This window comes from Mycobacterium sp. 852002-51152_SCH6134967 (assembly GCF_001667105.1).
Classification (GTDB): Bacteria; Actinomycetota; Actinomycetes; order Mycobacteriales; family Mycobacteriaceae; genus Mycobacterium; species Mycobacterium neumannii_A.
Genome location: NZ_LZIK01000062.1, coordinates 19,264 through 37,221 on the forward strand (window position 1 = coordinate 19,264; position 17,958 = coordinate 37,221).

Sequence of the window (17,958 nt, forward strand, 5' to 3'; positions counted from 1 at the left end):
TCACCCCCCCCAAGAAAGGAAGTACGATGACCGCTATCTCAACACCGAGGCTCCGCGAGTCCAACGACTCGTTCCTGCGCTTCGCTTTGCGGACCGACGCCTTAGCCAGCGGGCTCATGGGTGTGGCCGGTGTCGCGCTCGCGGGATGGCTGGCGGAGACGTCAGGAACTCCAATCGCATTCGAGTACACCGTGAGTGCGGTCTTCATCGCCTTCGCGATCGGTGTGTTCGCACTCGCCGCGCTGCCCACGGTGAAGGCCACCGGCACCGTGATCGCGATCGGAAACGTGGCGTACACGGTCGCCACCGTCGTATTCGTCTTGGCCGACGTTTTCCCGCTGACGACTGCCGGTGTGGTGCTCACCCTGGCCACCGGCGTCTACACCCTGATCATGGCCGAGTTGCAGTACCAGGGCATCCGCCGGATCAACCGGTAGCCGGCTACAGCTTGCGCAAGCGCAGCCGGTTGATCGAGTGGTCGGCATCCTTGCGCAAGACCAGCGTCGCCCGCGGCCGGGTCGGCAGGATGTTCTCGATCAGGTTCGGCCGGTTGATCGAATGCCAGATGTCGCTCGCGGCGAACACGGCCTGCTCGTCGGTGAGCGTGGCGTAGTGGTGAAAGTGCGACGCCGGGTCGGCGAACGCCGTCGTGCGCAAGCCGAGGAACCGATCGATGTACCACTTCTCGATGTCGTCGATGCGAGCGTCGACGTAGACCGAGAAGTCGAACAGGTCGGACACCATCAACGTCGGCCCGGTCTGCAGCACGTTGAGGCCCTCGAGGATCAGGATGTCCGGATGCCGGACGATCTGCTTCTCACCGGGCACGATGTCGTAGAGCAGATGCGAGTACACCGGCGCGCACGCGTATTCCGCGCCGGACTTGACCGTCGTCACGAACCGCATCAGCGCACGACGGTCGTAGCTTTCCGGGAAACCCTTGCGGCCCATCAGGTTTCGTCGTACCAGTTCGGCGTTGGGGTAGAGGAACCCGTCGGTGGTCACCAGGTCGACGCGCGGGTGGTGCTCCCAGCGCGCCAGAAGTGCCTGCAGCACACGGGCCGTCGTGGACTTGCCGACCGCGACGCTGCCCGCGACGCCGATCACGAACGGCACCGGCCGGTCGGGCTGAGAGTCGCTGTCTGAGTCGCCGCCCAGGAACTCGGCGGTCGTCGCGAACAACCGCTGGCGGGCGGCGACCTGGAGGTGGATCAGCCGGGCCAGTGGCAGATAGACCTCTTCGACTTCGAGCAGGTCGATCTTCTCGCCGATACCGCGCAGCTTCTTCAGCTCGTCCTCGGTGAGTTTCAGCGGCGTCGACATACGCAGGTTCCGCCACTGACTCCGGTCGAACTCCACATATGGGCTGGGTTCACTCAGCCGCGCCATGCGCCCAGTCTTGCATTTACGGTTGAGATCATGGACGCCAGCACCTCAGATTCGTTGGTCCGCGAGTATCTGCTGCTCGGGCTGCGCTTCGACCGGGTGGAGGAGGGTTACGTCGACTCGTTCACCGGCGACCCGGCGCTGCGCCGTGCCGTCGCCGCCGAACCACAGCCCGTTCCCGCGGACCTGGCCAGGCAGGCCGACCGGTTGCTGGGGCAATTGACCTCGGTCGACGGGCTGGAGCGAGCGCGTATGGACTACATCGGCGCCCACCTGCGGGCGCTGGCGTGCGCGGGCCGCAAATTCGCCGGTGAAGACGTCGGCTTCGTCGACGAGGTTGAGGCGTACTTCGACGTGCGCATCACCAAAGGGGACCCCGAGCGGTACCGGCAGGCCCATCGCCAGCTCGACGAAGTGCTGAGCGGGTCCGGACCGCTCGCCGACCGGATGCAGGCCTACCGCGCGGCCGAGGAGATTCCGCCTGCGCGCCTCGAAGAGTGCATCCACGCATTCTCCAGCGCGCTGCGTGACCGCGTGCGCGCCGAGTATCCGCTGCCCGACGCGGAGACCATCACCTATGAGGTGGTTTCCGACAAGCCGTGGTCGGGCTTCAACTACTACCACGGGGATTACAAGTCCACGGTGGCCGTCAACGCCGACCTCAAGCAGCAGATGTCGAACCTGCCCCGGCTGGTCGCGCACGAGTCGTATCCGGGACATCACACCGAGCACTGCCGCAAGGAGGCCGGGCTGGTCGAGGGCAGGGGACAGGCTGAGCAGACCATTTTTCTGGTCAACACCCCGCAGTGCCTGATGGCCGAGGGCTTGGCCGACCTCGCGCTGTACGCGGCGATCGGGCCCGAATGGGGTGTGTGGGCCGGCGAGATCTACGCCGACCTGGGGCTGCGGTTCGACGGGGAGCGCGCCCAGGCGGTGTCGGAGGCGACGGCGGCGCTGGCCGAGGTGCGCCAGGACGCGGCCCTGATGTTGCACGACGAGCACCGCGACGTCGACGACGTCGTCGGCTTCCTCAAGCGGTGGCTGCTGGTCAACGACCAACGCGCCCGCCAGATGCTGCGGTTCCTGTCGTCGCCGCTGTGGCGCGCCTACACCAGCACCTACGTCGAGGGGTACCGGTTGCTGCGGGGCTGGCTGGATGAACGCCCCGAAGAGGTCAGCCTGACCCAGCGGTTCGGCACGTTGCTCGACGAGCCGTTGATCCCGTCCTCGCTGCGGGCCGCCTGAGCCTGAGCAGCCGCCTGAGCCTGAGCCGCCGCCTGAGCCTGAGCCGCCGCCGAACCGCCGCCGAACGTGGGTTACCGTCACGCCGATGGCGGGTGTGGCGTGTGTCAATCCCACAGTCGGCGGCCCAGGTATGGGCATCGAGCGCCCCAGGTACGGGCATCGAGCGCCCCAGGTGCGGAAAGTAGGCTGAACCCCATGACTGCAGACCCCGTGACCTCCAACGCTGCCGCTCCCGGTGCCGAGTACGCCGAGACCGCGAGTGCCGCCTACCGGGCCGCGTTGCAGGTGATCGAGTCGGTGGAGCCGCGTATCGCGGCGGCGACACGTAAAGAGCTTGCCGATCAACGGGACTCGCTCAAGCTCATCGCCAGCGAGAACTACGCCTCGCCCGCGGTGCTGCTGACGATGGGCTCCTGGTTCTCCGACAAGTACGCGGAGGGCACGATCGGGCACCGGTTCTACGCGGGCTGCCAGAACGTCGATACCGTCGAAAGTCTCGCCGCCGAACACGCCCGTGAGTTGTTCGGAGCGCCGTATGCCTACGTCCAGCCGCACTCCGGTATCGACGCCAACCTCGTTGCCTTCTGGGCGATCCTGGCCACCCGGGTCGAAGCGCCCGAACTGGCGGCCCTCGGCGCCAAGCACGTCAACGACCTGTCCGAGGCGGACTGGGAGAAGCTGCGCAACAAGCTCGGCAACCAGCGGCTGCTGGGGATGTCGCTGGACGCGGGCGGCCACCTGACCCACGGTTTCCGGCCCAACATCTCCGGCAAGATGTTCCACCAGCGCAGCTACGGCACGGACCCGAACACCGGATTCCTCGACTACGGCGCGGTGGCCGAGGCCGCCCGCGAGTTCAAGCCGTTGATCATCGTGGCCGGATACTCGGCCTATCCGCGTCGGGTCGACTTCGCCAAGATGCGCGAGATCGCCGACGAGGTCGGCGCCACGCTGATGGTCGACATGGCGCACTTCGCGGGTCTGGTCGCGGGCAAGGTGTTCACCGGCGACGAAGACCCGGTACCGCACGCCCACGTCACCACCACGACCACCCACAAGTCGCTGCGCGGACCGCGCGGCGGGATGGTGCTCGCCCAGCCCGAGTACTCCGACGCCGTCGACAAGGGCTGCCCGATGGTGCTGGGCGGTCCGCTCTCCCACGTGATGGCCGCCAAAGCGGTCGCGCTGGCCGAGGCCCGCCAACCGGCCTTCCAGGCTTACGCGCAGCGCGTCGCCGACAACGCCCAGGCGCTTGCCGACGGTTTCCTCAAGCGTGACGCCCAGCTCGTCACCGGCGGCACCGACAACCACATCGTGCTGCTCGACGTCACCTCGTTCGGGCTGACCGGGCGCCAGGCCGAGTCGGCCCTGCTCGACGCGGGCATCGTCACCAACCGCAACTCCGTGCCCGCAGACCCCAACGGCGCCTGGTACACCAGCGGCATCCGGTTGGGCACTCCCGCGCTGACCACCCGGGGATTCGGGGCCGACGACTTCGACCGTGTCGCCGACCTGATCGTGGACGTGCTGTCCAACACCGAACAGCAGGGCACTTCGAAGGCCAAGTACACGCTGTCCGACGGCACCGCCGAGCGCGTTCACGCCGCCTCTGCCGAGCTGCTGGAGGCCAACCCCCTGTATCCGGGGCTGACGCTGTAGCCCCCGCGCCACGCCGGTCGGGAATTTTACGATTCCCACAGAATTGAGTTACTGTAACCGCATGGCACAGAAACCTGTACCGAATGCGCTGATCCTCGAACTCGAGCCGGTCGTGCAGCAGGAGCTGCGTCGTCACATCGACAGCGAGGATCTCTGGTACGCACACGACTACGTGCCGTTCGACCAGGGCGAGAACTTCGCCTTTCTCGGCGGTAAGGACTGGGACCCGTCGCAGGTGACCCTGCCCAAGGACGTCACCGACGCGCTCGAGATCCTGCTCATCACCAAGGACAACCTGGCGAGCTTCCACCGCGAGTTCGTCTTCAGCTTCATCCTCGAGGAGAAGTGGGGTCGTTGGATCGGCCGGTGGACCGCCGAGGAGCACCTGCACGCGATCGCGTTGCGCAACTACCTCGTCGTCACCCGGGAGATCGACCCGGCCGCCAACGAGGACGTCCGCGTCGAACACGTGATGAAGGGCTACCGTGCCGACACCTACAGCCAGGTCGAGCGGCTGGTGTTCATGGCCTTCTTCGAAGGTGCCCACGCCGTCTTCTGCCGCAACCTCGAGGCCAAGATCACCGAGCCGGTGCTCAAGGACCTCATAGGCCGCATCGCCAAGGACGAGGAGCGGCACGAGGAGTTCTTCGCCAACCTGGTCGCCCACCTGCTGTCCACGAGCCGTGACGAAACCGTCGACGCCATCGCGCGACGCGCGGCCGAACTCGACGTCGTCGGCGGCGACATCGACGCCTACGCCGACAAGGTGCGCAACGTCGCCGAGGCGGGGATCTTCGGACCCGAGCGGCTGCGTCAGGTGACCGCCGATCGGATCGCCGCGTGGGGGCTGGCCGACGAGCCGAAGATGCGGGAGTTCACCTCCGCGTAACCGCCCGCTCATCACCGCGGACGAGCAGCGGCGAACACTACGGCGCGCCTGCACGGCGCATGCCGCAACGGGAGTAGCGTCGTTTGCGATGGCTAGCGACGTGCTTTGCTGTCCGGGCGGTACCCGATCGTTGCGATCACGAGAGGGCCGGCCCCGGCCCTGGTGCCGCAGTGTCCGCCGACGGTTCGCGGGGGACCCGCGGATACCAGGAGCGCTACGTGATCGATTCGCCTCTCCGGACCTACGTGCTCGACACCTCCGTGCTGTTGTCAGATCCCTGGGCCTGCACGCGCTTTGCCGAGCATGAGGTCGTGGTCCCGCTGGTGGTCATCAGCGAACTCGAAGCCAAGCGACACCATCATGAGCTGGGCTGGTTCGCGCGTCAGGCCCTGCGACTCTTCGACGATCTGCGGCTCGAACACGGCCGGCTCGATCAGCCGATTCCCGTTGGCACACAAGGCGGTACGCTGCACGTCGAGCTGAACCACAGCGATCCTTCGGTGCTTCCCGCCGGTTTCCGCACCGACAGCAACGACGCGCGGATTTTGACGGTCGCGGCCAACCTGGCCGCCGAGGGCAAGCACGTCACGTTGGTCAGCAAGGACATCCCGCTACGCGTGAAAGCCGGTGCGGTCGGGTTGTCGGCCGACGAGTACCACGCACAGGACGTCATCACCTCCGGCTGGACGGGTATGGCCGAGGTCGAGGTCATCTCCGATGAGATCGACGTGTTGTTCGCCGAAGGTGAGATCGATCTGGAGGCGGCCCGAGATCTGCCGTGCCACACCGGTATTCGTCTGCTCGGTGGTACGTCGCACGCGCTGGGGCGGGTGACGCCAGAGAAGCGGGTGCAGTTGGTGCGCGGTGACCGGGAGGCGTTCGGGTTGCGCGGCCGCTCCGCCGAACAGCGGGTGGCACTGGACCTGTTGCTCGACGAGTCGGTCGGCATCGTTTCGCTCGGCGGTAAGGCCGGCACCGGCAAGTCGGCGCTGGCACTGTGCGCGGGACTGGAAGCCGTGCTGGAGCGCCGCACGCAACGCAAGGTCGTGGTGTTCCGTCCGCTCTACGCGGTCGGCGGGCAGGACCTGGGCTACCTGCCGGGCAGCGAGAGCGACAAGATGGGGCCCTGGGCGCAGGCGGTCTTCGACACGCTGGAAGGACTGGCCAGCCCGGCGGTGCTCGAGGAGGTGCTCTCGCGCGGCATGCTCGAGGTGCTGCCGCTGACCCACATCCGGGGGCGCTCGCTGCACGACTCGTTCGTGATCGTCGACGAGGCGCAGTCGCTCGAGCGCAACGTGCTGCTGACCGTGCTGTCGCGTCTCGGCGCCGGTTCCCGTGTGGTGCTGACCCACGATGTGGCACAGCGGGACAACCTGCGAGTCGGCAGACATGACGGCGTCGCGGCCGTGATCGAGAAACTCAAGGGCCACCCCTTGTTCGCTCACATCACGCTGTTGCGCAGCGAGCGCTCACCGATCGCGGCGCTGGTGACCGAGATGCTCGAGGAGATCAGCCCCGGCGCGCTGCCGTGAACTCCGCTAGAGGCGGAGACGATTGCGACGGGCCAGGTACCAACCGGCGGCCGCCGCACCGCTGAGCGCCACCACCCGGTCCGCGCGATCGCCGCGCGGCAGGTCGAGTAGCGAAACCAGGCCCAGCACCGCGAACCCGGTGTCCAGGGCCGGCTGGCTGGTGGCGGTCGTGACCAGGGTGTGGTCGCCGTGGTCGGTCAGCATTGCGGGAGCTTCGTCGAGACGCACCGGTTCTCCAGTCGATGGCGGGGGCGAGACAGCGTTACGACGGTAAGTCCTGTGCCCCGACGGGAGGAATAGGGTGTTTCCCTATGTGTGGTCCCCCTTTTGAGGCCCGCTCGGCCGCCCGACATGTCGACCCAGCTCGGCGCGCGACTTGATTCCCAGCTTGCGGTAGATGCGCGCGAGGTTGGCTTCGACGGTCTTGGGGCTGATGAAGAGCGCGGCCGCGACGTCGCGGTTCTTCATTCCGCTCGCGACGAGTTCTGCGACCCGCTGCTCAGACGGCGTAAGTTGCCCGCTGCGCTGAGGTCCCGCGCTCGCACGCGAGAACTCCGCGTGGGCCCTGGCCGCCCACAGCGGGATGTTGAGACGCTCGAACACCTCGAAGGCCTCCCGAAGATGCACCGACGCCAATTCCTTCTTGCGTTGCCGGCGTTCGATCTGCCCCAGGGTCAGCAGGGTCCGTGCGCGCTCGAACGGCATCGGCAGACGGAGGTGTGCGGCCATCGCCCGCTGGGCGGCCTCGTGTGCGGCGTCGAGGTCGCCGAGTGCGGCCAGCAGCATGCCGCGTGATCGTGCACCGACCGCGAGCATCCAGTCCCGGTCGGTCCGCCGGCCGTTGTTCTCCAGCGCGGTGGTGAGCCGTTCCGCCTCGTCGAGGCGATCGAGATGTATCAGCGCCTCGATCGCGTCGGGCAGGTAGGCGGCATTGGGCAGTTCGGTCGGCGTGCTGTCGGGGTCGAACTGGACGAGCATGGGTTGTAGCGCGGCCGCAGCGGCTTCGTAGTCGCCCAGCGAGACTTCGAGAAAGCCGAGGGTCGCGCGCACGCGATCTGCCATGCGTAAAGTCCCGGTCTGCCTTGCGCATTCGAGGGCGTCCTCGATCGCGCGGCGGGCGACCTCCTCGTGGCCGGCGAATGCGGTCAGCTGGGCCCGCAAGCTCTGGGTCAGGAACTGCGAGGTGTTGCCCCCGAGCTGGCGGGCCTTCTCCACGGCGTCCTCCGCGACCAGGTTGGCCGTGACGAAATCACCGCGCGCGATCGCGTTCGTCACCACGTGCTGGGAAACGAAGACATGCTCACCCTCTTCGCCCTTCTCCAGGCAGCGCGCACGGATCTTGTCCACGACATCGCGCGCTTCGTCGAGCCGGCCGGACCACTCCAGCAGCAGCGCGTGTTGCATGGTGGGCCGGAAGACCAGCGGTGCGTATGCATCGGGGTCCTCCAGCCGCAGCGCTCGATGCAGGGTCTTTTCGTCGTAACCTTCGCCGGCGGCGAACCGCAGTATGACCAGCATGCCGAGCGCCATGCTGAGCAGATGCGGCTGGTCGAGGGGTTCGGCGTTCGCGACCGCCTGCGCGGCGGTGTTCAACCCCTGTTGAAGTTGATTGGCGTGGAAAAGCGTGTACGCCAACGTGATCAGGGTCTGGACGCGCAGCGCGTGGTTGTCGTGGGCCTCGTCGAGCGCCTCGCGAAGCAGCCGCGCGCTCTCGATGAAACCGTCCCCGTACAGCCGCACCACCGCCAGTCGGCTCAACGCTTCGGCGCGCAACGCGCCGGTGGGAAGTTGTTCGATGGCTTCGGTGAGGACGGCCGCCGCGCGCTCCTGCTCCCCGGCGTCGAAGTGGTGCAGCGCCGAGCGCAGCCGCCGCTCCGCGGTGTCACCGCCGAGGCCGATGGCCAGGTCCACCAGTTCGGCGGCTGCGGCTGGCGCACCGCGCATCCGTGCCGATTCCGCCGCCATGTCGAGGGCCTCCAGCGTGACCTCGTCGCCTTTGGTGGTGGCCAGCGCCAGGTGCCGGGCCCGAAGTTCGGGTTCGTCGACGATCTCGGCGAGCCGACGGTGCATCGACCGGCGGCGGCCGGGGGACGCCTCGGTGTAGACCCCGCTGGCCAGCAACGGATGTGCGAACCGGATCCGGTTGCCGTCGATTGCGATGATGCCCTTGCTCTCGGCGATCTCCAGCAGTTCGACCAGCCGGTCCTCGTCGCCCGTCGTCGCCTTCGACACGAGCTCCACCGTCGGCACGGCAAGGCACGAAGCGGCCAGTAGCGCGTCGTGGACGTCGGTGTCGAGGCTGCCAAGCCTCGTGCGCACCACGTCGGCCAGGGTGCCGGGCAGCGACGCGTCGACGCCCGGCGCCCGTTCATCGAGGGAGCGGGCCAATTCGATTGCGTAGAACGGGTTCCCACCCGACACCTGGTGGATCCGGCCGATGGTCGGGCGTGAGAAGGGGCGTCGCAGCCGTGCGGAGACAGCACGATGCAGATCCTGGATGTTCAACGGGCTCAACCGGATTCGATTCACTGCGTCGGGCCGGGACAACTGCAGCCAGTCGTCGACCGCACGGTCGTCGGATTCGGTACGCAGGCTGGCCAGTAGGCCGGTACGCCCCGTGAGCCTGCGCACCGCGAAGGCGATGACGTGCTTGCTCGACGGGTCGAGCCACTGTAAGTCGTCAATGGCCAGCAGGACAGGGCGGTCCTCGCTGAGCCGTTCGACCACCGAAAGGAACGCGGCGGCCACGGCACGCTGATCGGTCACCGCGTCGTTGTCCGCGCGCAGCAGCACCTGGTCGACCGCGAGGAGTTGCGGCGTCGGCAGGTCGGCCCACGCGCGCGTGTCGGCCTCCTCGAGCAGGTCGGCCAGCGCGGTGTAGGCGAGCACCGACTCCGCAGCCGCCGGTCGGGTCGACAGGACGTGAAATCCGCGCTGGTGCGCCTGCTCGACCGCGGCCAGCCACAGCGTGGTCTTGCCGATCCCGGGTTCACCGTCGATCAGTAAGGCCGACGGGCCCAGCGCCATCGCGTCCAGGAAGGCAACGACGGCGTGCTGGTGTGTCGACTGGCCGATCACGGTATCTCGTGGGTCCCCTCGCGTCTCCCCAGAATTGCAGCTGAGCCGGAAGCGGGCGACATCCCTATACCCCTTGGCGGCCGGACTGACCCATAACCCGGGTTAGTTCGGCCCGGGACCGGATGTCGAGCTTGCGGTACACCCGCGCAAGGGTGGCCTCGACGGTCTTTGCACTGAGAAAGAGTTCACCGGCCACGTCGCGGTTCGTCAGGCCGGCGGCGGCCAGCTCGGCAATGCGCAGCTCGGCGGCGGTCAGCGCGTGCGGCCTCGACGCAGCGGAACGGAGTACCTCTCGCGCTGTCCTGGCGCGCTCGGCCCAAACCGGCGTGCCGATGGCCTCGAACGTCGCCAGCGCCTCGTTCAGCGTCGAAGCGGCCTGCCGATCGCGCAGTCTGGCCTGCAACTGCCCGAGCAGAAGCTGGGTACGAGCGCGTTCGAACGGCATCGCCAACCGTTGATGGTCCTCGAGCGCGCGGCGCGCACAGCTCGCGGCGTCGCGCAGATCGCCCTCGGCCGCGTGAAGCATGGCGCGGCACCGCCCGCCCACCGCCAGCATCCACGCCCGGTCGAGGCGACGGCCGTTGCGTTCCAGTGCGGCCACCAGCGGTTCCGCTTCGGTCGCGCGGCCCAGCTCGACGAGTGCCTCGACCGCATCGGCTACGAACTCGGCGGCTTGAATCTCGGTGGACTCCGGTGCGAACCGCGAGACCAGCGGGTCGAGAAACTCCATTGCCGCACCGTAGTTTCCGAGCGATACCTCGAGAAATCCGAGCGCAGAAAGCGTCCAGTCCTCGTGCCACGCGGTGCCACTGCGTCGGCAGGCGTCGATCGCGTCCGCCGCGGCCAGGCGGGCCTTGCTCTCTGCGCCGTCGTAGGCGGCCAGCCAGGCCTGTAGCACCAGGCTGAGCATCGCGGGGAACTCACCACCGAGTTGCCTTGCGAGAGCGGCAACTTCGTGGGCCACCCGCTTGGCCTCGGCGAAGTCCGCGCGCCATATCCGGGTCAACGCGACGTAGAAGTCGACGAAGACGACTTCGCCTTCCTCACCGCGGTCGGTGCAGCGACGCGAGATCTCCCGCATGCTCTCATAGGCGGTGTCGAGGTCACCGGTGCAGGCCAGCATCAACGCGTGCTCGACGCTCGGCCGCAGCATGATCGGCGTGAAGGTTTCGGTGTCTTCGAGTTCGAGGGCGCGGCGCATGCTGGCGTCGTCCACCCCACCGCCGAGAAAGAACTGGATCGTCGCCCGGACCCCGAGTGCGAGGCTGAGCAGGCCGGGGATACCGAGCTGTTCGGTGTAGGCCACCGACTCCTCGGCCCGCAGCCGGGCCGACGCGTGGTCACCGGTCATGTAGAGGCCGTACGCCAACGTGGTCAGCATGACCGCCTTCGCCGGGCCCTCGGTCGCGTCGTCGAGCGCCGTCGTGAGCAGCTCGACCGCTTCGGTGTAGCCGTCGTCGACGAACCGCACGACCGCGAGCATGTGCCGCGCTTCAGCGCGTATCGGTCCGGGCGCCAGATCGCCGACCACCCCCTCCAGCAGCGCGCGTGCCCTGGACGGATCTCCGCCGTCAAAGCAGTACGCCGCCAACCGCATTCGTCGGTCGGTGGTATCACCGCCGAGTGCGATGGCGAGCTCGATCAACTCTGCGGCGGCGACGGGGGCGCCTCGCGCGTGAGCGGAGATGGCCGCCCGCTCGAGCGCGCTGACAGTGGCGTCGTCGCCGGCGGTCGCGGCGAGCGCCAGGTGGCGTGCCTGCAATTCGGGCTCGTCGACGAAGCCGGCGAGCCTGCGGTGCATCTGCCTGCGGTCCTCGGCGGAGACGCCGGTATACACACCGGTGGCCAGTAGCGGGTGTGTGAACCGGACCCGGCTGCCCTCGATGACGACGACGCCGCGCTGTTCGGCGGCCTCGAGCACCTCGACCGTCCGCTCGTGATCGGTGCCGACCGCGGCGGCCACCAGATTGACCGAGGGGTTGGCCACCGAGGCGGCGGCCAGGAGTGCGGCCATCGTCTCGGGATTCAGTCCGCTGAGCCGGGCTTCCACCACGGCGGCCAGCGTGTCCGGCAGCGAAACTTCCGGCCTGCCGTGGGCGACCTTGGCCAGTTCGATCGCATAGAAGGGATTGCCACCGGAGATCTGGTGGATGCGCGCCAGTTCCGCACGCGGCAGCGGATGCTCGAGGTGTTGTGTGACCACGGCGTGCAGCATGCGGGACGTCAGCGGCTGCAGTGAGATTCGTTGGGTGGCATCCGGGCGCCGCAGCTGAAGCCAGGTGTAGGCCTCTGTGCCGTCGGTGCGCAGGGTGCCCAGCACGCCCACCGGCGCGGAGAGCCGACGTGCGGTGTAGGACAACACATGCGAGCTGGACGGGTCGACGCACTGCACGTCGTCGATCGCCAGTAGCAGCGGTTGTCGGGAAGCGAGGCCCTCGATGACCGACAGGAATGCCGCCGCGACGGCGCGCCGGTCGGTGGGTGCGGCATCGGCGCGGTCGTCGCGGCGGATCCGCTCGATGGCGCCGCGCTGGGCGGCGGGCAGGTCGCCGAACTCGGCGGCGTCGACGTCGGCGAGCAGTTCGGTCAATGTCGCGTAGGCGAGCACCGATTCGGTGCTTGGGTTCGTGGCCGACAGCACACGGAAACCACGGCTGCGGGCGCGCTCGGACGCCGCCTGCCACAGCGTGGTCTTACCGATCCCGGCCTCGCCCTCGATCAGCAGAGCCGCCGGCGCTTGCGAAGCGGACTGGAGGAAGTCCGCTACCGCCGTCTCCTCTTCCGGGCGGTCCGCCAGGTACGACGGAGAACGAAAACCCTTAGCGCTCGTCGTCTTTCACCTTGGCCATCGCCAACACGTCGAGGCGCTTGTCCAGTTCCTCCTCGGACAGCTTGTCGCCGATCAGGCCTCGATCGATGACGGTCTGACGGATGGTCTTCTTCTCCTTGAGCGCCTGCTTGGCGACCGCGGCGGCCTCTTCGTAGCCGATCGCCGAGTTCAGCGGCGTGACGATCGACGGTGACGACTCGGCCAGCTCGCGGAGCCGGTCCTCGTTGGCCACCAGGCCGTCGATGCACCGCTCGGCGAACAACTTCGACGAGTTGGTCAGGATCTTGAACGACTCGAGGATGTTGCGGGCCATCATCGGGATGTACACGTTCAGCTCGAAGGCACCGTTGCCGCCACCCCACGCAATCGCGGCGTCGTTGCCGATCACCTGCGCGGCCACCTGCGTGATGGCCTCCGGAATGACCGGGTTCACCTTGCCCGGCATGATCGAGCTGCCCGGCTGAAGATCGGGCAACTGAAGCTCGCCGAGCCCGGTCAGCGGTCCCGAGCCCATCCACCGGATGTCGTTGGCGATCTTGGTCAGCGACACGGCGATGGTGCGCAGCGCGCCCGAGGCCTCGACCAGTCCGTCGCGGGCCGCCTGGGCCTCGAAATGGTTGGCGGCAACCTGCAATTCGGGCAGGCCGGTCTGCTCGCGCAGCACGGCGACGACACGCTCGTCGAAGTCGTCGGGCGCGTTGAGGCCGGTGCCCACCGCGGTGCCGCCGATGGCCAGTTCGCCGAGCCTTGGGAGCGTGGCCTTCACCCGCTCTATGCCGGCTTCGACCTGGCGGGCGTAGCCGCTGAACTCCTGGCCCAGCGTCACGGGCACGGCGTCCATCAGATGGGTGCGCCCGGACTTGACGACGGTGCGCCACTGCCGCGCCTTGCTGGCCAGCGACTCGTGCAGCACCTCGAGCGCCGGGATCAGGTGGCGCACAGCGGCTTCCGTCGCGGCAATGTGTGTCGCGGTAGGGAAGGTGTCGTTCGACGACTGCGACATGTTGACGTCGTCGTTGGGGTGCACGGTCACGCCGTTGCGCCCCGCGATGCCGGCGATCACCTCGTTGGTGTTCATGTTCGAGCTGGTGCCCGAACCGGTTTGGAACACGTCGATCGGGAACTGGTCGTCGTGCTGACCGTCGGCGATCTCACCGGCCGCGGCGATGATCGCGTCGGCCTTGTCCGCCGCGAGCAGGCCGAGGTCCTTGTTGACCTGTGCGCAGGCACCTTTCAGCAAGCCCAGCGCCCGGATCTGGGTGCGCTCGAGACCGCGGCCGGAGATCGGGAAGTTCTCCACCGCGCGCTGAGTCTGCGCGCGCCACAGCGCGTTGACCGGCACCCGGACCTCGCCCATGGTGTCGTGCTCGATGCGGTACTCGGTTTCAGCTGCGCTGTCGGAGTCGACGCTCATGAATGTCCTTACTTCTCTTGTGGTTACGGCAGCGGGTAGACGGCGTTGCTGTCGCCGGTGAAGTCGATCGCGGAGTACTCGCTGAGTTTGGACAGCCGGTGGTACGCCTCGATCATCCGAACGGTGCCCGATTTCGAGCGCATCACGATCGACTGCGTGGTGCACCCGCCGCTGTAGAAGTGCACGCCCTTGAGCAGGTCACCGTCGGTGACGCCGGTGGCGCAGAAGAAGACATTGTCGCCGGAGACCAGGTCCTCGGTGGTCAACACGCGGTCCAGGTCGTGGCCGCGGTCGATGGCCTTCTGCCGCTCCTCGTCGTCCTTGGGCGCCAACTGGCCCTGGATGGCGCCGCCCATGCAGCGGATCGCGGCCGCGGCGATGATCCCTTCCGGCGTACCGCCGATTCCGGCCAACATGTCGGTGCTGGTGTTGGGGCGGCACGCCGAGATCGCGCCTGCGACGTCGCCGTCGGTGATCAGCCGGCACCGCGCGCCGGCCTCCCGCACATCGGCGATCAACTGCTGATGGCGCGGCCGGTCCAGGATGCACACGGTCAGATCGGAGACCGACACATTCTTCGCCTTTGCCACCCGGCGGATGTTCTCCCCGATCGGGGCGGTGATGTCGATCGCGTCGACGGCCTCGGGTCCAACCGCGATCTTGCTCATGTAGAACACCGCGGACGGATCGAACATGGTGCCGCGTTCGGAGACCGCGAGCACCGAGATGGCGTTGGACAGGCCTTTACTCATCAACGTGGTGCCGTCGATGGGGTCCACGGCGAAGTCGCATTCCGGTCCGTCCCCGTTGCCGACCTCTTCGCCGTTGTAGAGCATCGGCGCGTTGTCCTTCTCGCCCTCGCCGATCACCACCACGCCGCGCATCGACACGGAATTCACCAGCTCGCGCATGGCGTCGACGGCCGCCCCGTCGCCGCCCTCCTTATCGCCGCGGCCCACCCAGCGGCCTGCGGCCATGGCGCCTGCCTCGGTTACTCGGACGAGCTCGAGCGCGAGATTTCGATCTGGGGCTTCACCACGGGTCGGACTCATGGCCCAGATTGTCCCATTAGCCGGTCCGCGTTCGGGAGCTGGGATACTGGCGGAGTGACCTCGCAACCGGCCCCTGCACCCAAGCCCGCCAAGTCGCGGCTGCTGCATGACGGCCGCGACATGTTCTGGTCGATGGCGCCGTTGGTGCTGGCCTGCATCGTGCTGGCCGGGATGCTGGGGATGTGCTCGTTCCAGGGCGCGGGACCCGGCGCCGGTCCGGTCCCGTCCTTCGACGCCCCCGCGGCGTTACGTGCCGATGCCGAGGCGCTGAAGATCCCGATCCGGATCCCGCAACTGCCCGAGGGCTGGCAGTCGAACTCGGGTAGCCGCAACGGCATCGAGGCCGGTCGCGCGGACCCCGCGACGGGGCAGACCCTGCGTGCTGTCAGCTCTACCGTCGGTTATCTCGCACCCAGCGGGATGTATGTGAGCCTGACCCAGAGCAACGCCGACGAGGATAAGCTGGTCTCTTCGCTCGAGTCCGATGTCGTGCCCACTGGGGTTCAGGACGTCGACGGTGTGAAATGGGTGGTCTACGGCGGCGTCGACGACGACGGCAAGCCCGCCGAACCGGTGTGGACGACGCGGCTGGCCGGCCCCACCGGACCGGCGCAGGTCGCGCTGACCGGTGCCGCGGGCGCCGGCGATTTTCGTACGCTTGCGGCGGCGACGCAGACCGCGGCGCCCCTGCCGGTCCCGTAGGAGCACGATTGACTTGTTCGACGAGATTGCACCCACGCAGGCTCCGTCCCGCACTTTCTCTGCATGGTTTCAATCTCGCGTGACGAGCGAACTGGAGAAGCGCCCATGACCGCACCGGACCCCGATGTCGCCGCCGGGGCGGCTCCGGACCCCGATGTCGCCGCCGGGGCGGCTCCGGACCCCGATGTCGCCGCCGGGGCGGCTCCGGAAGCCGACCTCACCGGATGGGCCGCCGCGCCCTTCACCGCCGCCGGTTACACCCACGACGTCTACCGCAAGGGCGAGGGCCCCGGTGTCGTGCTCATCCCCGAGATGCCCGGCGTGCACCCCGGCGTCCTGGCGCTCGGCAACCACCTCGTGGAGGCCGGCTTCACCGTCGCGATTCCGTCGTTGTTCGGCACGCCCGGTGCGGCGCCGATGCGCCCGGGCATGGTGCCGGTCATGCTGCGCGGGTGCGTGGCCAAGGAATTCGCCGCTTTCGCCACCAACGCAGACCGCCCCGTCGCGCACTACCTGCGCGCACTGGCCCGCGACCTCAACGCGCAGACGCCGGGTAAGGGGGTCGGGGTCATCGGCCAGTGCTTCACCGGTGGCTTCGCCCTGGCCGCCGCGGTCGATGACAGCGTTCTCGCGCCGGTGCTGAGCCAGCCGTCGCTGCCGTTGCCGCTGACACCGAAGCAGCGCAGGGACCCGGGCTTGTCCGAGGCCGAGCTGAAGGTCGTCGAGCGCCGCGCCGCCGACGAAGGGTTGTGCGCGCTGGGTCTGCGTTTCAGCAAGGATCCGCTGGTGCCTGCGGAGCGCTTCAAAACGCTCAAGGACCGGCTCGGGGACGCGTTCGAGGTGATCGAGATCGACTCGGGTAAGGGCAACGAACACGGCTTCGGCGCGATGGCTCATTCGGTGTTGACGTTGGAACTGCGTCACCAGGAAGGGCATCCGACGGATGCGGCCCTCAAGCGCGTGGTCGCGTTCCTCAGGGAACGGCTGGTTTAGGTTTCGGGTCGGCTTGGGTTTTGGCCCGCGCCTTTTTGATGCGACGGCCCAGCCACCAGAACGGGTTTCGAAGTTTAGGTTTTTCATCGGCCGAGTCGGGCCGGCGCATCGGCACGCCCTTGTACTCCTCGAGGTAGACGCTGATCGTGGTGACGATGACGATCATCAGCACCGGTCCGATCACGATGCCCCACGCGCCGAACATGCTGATTCCGGCGAACACGGCGAGCAGCATCAGCGCGGCGTCCAGACGGGCCTCGCGCGGAACCAGGATGGGCCGCAGGAAGTTGTCGATGTTGGTGACCACGATCAGGTGGAACAGGATCACGAACGCGCCGCCGAAGATGTTGCCGAACAGGATCATTCCGATACCGAACGGGATCGTGACGATACCGCTGCCCAACGGGATGACCGACAGCGCCGACAGCAGCACGGCGAACAGGAAGAAACCCTGATGGAAGCCCGCCAGGTAGATCGACGCGGCGCCCGCGACGCCCTGGCACACCGCGATGACGAACTGGCCCATCACGGTGCCCTTCACCATCGCGCCCATCTTCTCCATGTAGACGTCGGTGATCCCCTCGCCGAGGGGGTTGAGTTGGCGGATTATCGCGACTACGCGTTCGCGGTTTGTCAGCAGCGACACGAACACGTACACGAACAGGATCATGGCGGTGACGGCGCCGAACAGGCCGCCGGCGGCGCCCTGCAGCAGGCCGAGCAACCACTGGCCGGCCTCCTGGGCGACCCGAGCCATCGAACTCTGCAGCGACTCCGGGGTGACCGTGGTGTCGATGTAGGGCACGCGGCGCAACAGGTCGTTGACGAACTGCAGCGCCCGATCGCCGAGCGCGGACAGGTCGGTGCGGCCGACCCACTCGGCCACCCGCTCCACCATGGTCGAGATCTGCACGACCGCGAGCGTGACGAACAGACTCAGAGGCACGATCACCGCGGCGAACGCGGCGAGCAAGGTCAGCGTCGCCGACAGCCCGCGGCCCATCTTCTTGTTGAGCCAGGTGTACAGCGGTGAGAACAGGTAGGCGCCCACCGCTGCCACCACGATGAGGATGAAGAAGCCGCGCAGGAAGTACGCGCCGAAGGCGACCGCGATGACCGTCGCGACGGCCAGCGCACGGCGTTGCGGCAGCGAGAACTCGGTACTCATTGCCGCTATG

At 67.8% G+C, this 17,958-nt stretch carries 14 protein-coding genes; 7 read left to right on the forward strand and 7 right to left on the reverse strand.

Annotated features, from left to right (window positions below):
• The first annotated feature begins 26 nt into the window (after positions 1-26).
• Positions 27-437, forward strand: a complete 411-nt coding sequence (locus A5790_RS18185) for a hypothetical protein (RefSeq protein ID WP_082961781.1) — start codon at positions 27-29, stop codon at positions 435-437.
• Positions 438-441: 4 nt separating this feature from the next.
• Here the strand turns inward: A5790_RS18185 and coaA are convergent, their stop codons facing one another.
• Positions 442-1,389: a type I pantothenate kinase gene (gene coaA, locus A5790_RS18190; RefSeq protein WP_066847312.1), complete on the reverse strand. Its 948-nt coding sequence runs from the start codon at positions 1,387-1,389 to the stop codon at positions 442-444.
• A 30-nt stretch (positions 1,390-1,419) separates the two neighbouring features.
• On the opposite strand from coaA, the gene A5790_RS18195 reads away from it, so the two are divergent.
• The 4 genes from A5790_RS18195 to A5790_RS18210 all read left to right on the forward strand — a co-directional run bounded on the left by A5790_RS18195 (position 1,420) and on the right by A5790_RS18210 (position 6,711).
• On the forward strand, positions 1,420-2,631 hold the full coding sequence (locus A5790_RS18195) for a DUF885 domain-containing protein (protein ID WP_066847314.1): 1,212 nt from the start codon (positions 1,420-1,422) through the stop codon (positions 2,629-2,631).
• Between the two features lie 195 nt (positions 2,632-2,826).
• A complete protein-coding gene (locus A5790_RS18200) occupies positions 2,827-4,290 on the forward strand; it encodes a glycine hydroxymethyltransferase (RefSeq protein ID WP_066847316.1) in 1,464 nt (487 codons plus the stop codon).
• Positions 4,291-4,351: 61 nt separating this feature from the next.
• Positions 4,352-5,179 carry an acyl-ACP desaturase gene (locus A5790_RS18205; RefSeq protein WP_066847318.1) on the forward strand — a complete coding sequence of 276 codons (828 nt, stop codon included), beginning with the start codon at positions 4,352-4,354 and terminating at the stop codon, positions 5,177-5,179.
• Positions 5,180-5,397: 218 nt separating this feature from the next.
• Positions 5,398-6,711, forward strand: coding sequence for a PhoH family protein (locus A5790_RS18210; RefSeq protein WP_066847569.1), 1,314 nt, complete (start codon positions 5,398-5,400; stop codon positions 6,709-6,711).
• Between the two features lie 6 nt (positions 6,712-6,717).
• On the opposite strand, the gene A5790_RS18215 is transcribed toward A5790_RS18210, so the two are convergent.
• The 5 genes from A5790_RS18215 to glpX form a co-directional block, all read right to left on the reverse strand.
• Positions 6,718-6,915, reverse strand: a complete 198-nt coding sequence (locus A5790_RS18215; protein WP_066847320.1) for a hypothetical protein — start codon at positions 6,913-6,915, stop codon at positions 6,718-6,720.
• Between the two features lie 105 nt (positions 6,916-7,020).
• Positions 7,021-9,789 (reverse strand): LuxR family transcriptional regulator, encoded by a 2,769-nt coding sequence (locus tag A5790_RS18220; RefSeq protein ID WP_066847324.1) that lies wholly within the window; start codon positions 9,787-9,789, stop codon positions 7,021-7,023.
• A gap of 64 nt (positions 9,790-9,853) precedes the next feature.
• Entirely contained in the window at positions 9,854-12,586 is a 2,733-nt protein-coding gene (locus A5790_RS18225; protein ID WP_066847327.1) for an AAA family ATPase, read from the reverse strand.
• A gap of 22 nt (positions 12,587-12,608) precedes the next feature.
• Entirely contained in the window at positions 12,609-14,033 is a 1,425-nt protein-coding gene (locus A5790_RS18230) for a class II fumarate hydratase (RefSeq protein ID WP_066847328.1), read from the reverse strand.
• 23 nt (positions 14,034-14,056) lie between these two features.
• A complete protein-coding gene (gene glpX, locus A5790_RS18235; RefSeq protein ID WP_066847329.1) occupies positions 14,057-15,085 on the reverse strand; it encodes a class II fructose-bisphosphatase in 1,029 nt (342 codons plus the stop codon).
• 54 nt (positions 15,086-15,139) lie between these two features.
• Here glpX and A5790_RS18240 point away from each other — a divergent pair, with 54 nt between their 5' ends.
• Entirely contained in the window at positions 15,140-15,787 is a 648-nt protein-coding gene (locus A5790_RS18240) for a DUF4245 domain-containing protein (RefSeq protein WP_066847331.1), read from the forward strand.
• 105 nt (positions 15,788-15,892) lie between these two features.
• Positions 15,893-16,780, forward strand: coding sequence for a dienelactone hydrolase family protein (locus A5790_RS18245; RefSeq protein ID WP_082961782.1), 888 nt, complete (start codon positions 15,893-15,895; stop codon positions 16,778-16,780).
• Here A5790_RS18245 and A5790_RS18250 read toward each other — a convergent pair.
• On the reverse strand, positions 16,761-17,948 hold the full coding sequence (locus tag A5790_RS18250) for an AI-2E family transporter (RefSeq protein WP_066847333.1): 1,188 nt from the start codon (positions 17,946-17,948) through the stop codon (positions 16,761-16,763). The genes A5790_RS18245 and A5790_RS18250 overlap by 20 nt on opposite strands.
• Between the last annotated feature and the right edge of the window lie 10 nt (positions 17,949-17,958).

Bases quoted from the DNA above. Each gene is read 5' to 3' on its own strand.
- A5790_RS18185 (WP_082961781.1), top strand. From the start codon at position 27: ATGACCGCTATCTCAACACCGAGGCTCCGCGAGTCCAACGACTCGTTC.
- coaA (WP_066847312.1), bottom strand. From the start codon at position 1,389: ATGGCGCGGCTGAGTGAACCCAGCCCATATGTGGAGTTCGACCGGAGT.
- A5790_RS18195 (WP_066847314.1), top strand. From the start codon at position 1,420: ATGGACGCCAGCACCTCAGATTCGTTGGTCCGCGAGTATCTGCTGCTC.
- A5790_RS18200 (WP_066847316.1), top strand. From the start codon at position 2,827: ATGACTGCAGACCCCGTGACCTCCAACGCTGCCGCTCCCGGTGCCGAG.
- A5790_RS18205 (WP_066847318.1), top strand. From the start codon at position 4,352: ATGGCACAGAAACCTGTACCGAATGCGCTGATCCTCGAACTCGAGCCG.
- A5790_RS18215 (WP_066847320.1), bottom strand. From the start codon at position 6,915: ATGCTGACCGACCACGGCGACCACACCCTGGTCACGACCGCCACCAGC.
- A5790_RS18230 (WP_066847328.1), bottom strand. From the start codon at position 14,033: ATGAGCGTCGACTCCGACAGCGCAGCTGAAACCGAGTACCGCATCGAG.
- glpX (WP_066847329.1), bottom strand. From the start codon at position 15,085: ATGAGTCCGACCCGTGGTGAAGCCCCAGATCGAAATCTCGCGCTCGAG.
- A5790_RS18245 (WP_082961782.1), top strand. From the start codon at position 15,893: ATGACCGCACCGGACCCCGATGTCGCCGCCGGGGCGGCTCCGGACCCC.
- A5790_RS18250 (WP_066847333.1), bottom strand. From the start codon at position 17,948: ATGAGTACCGAGTTCTCGCTGCCGCAACGCCGTGCGCTGGCCGTCGCG.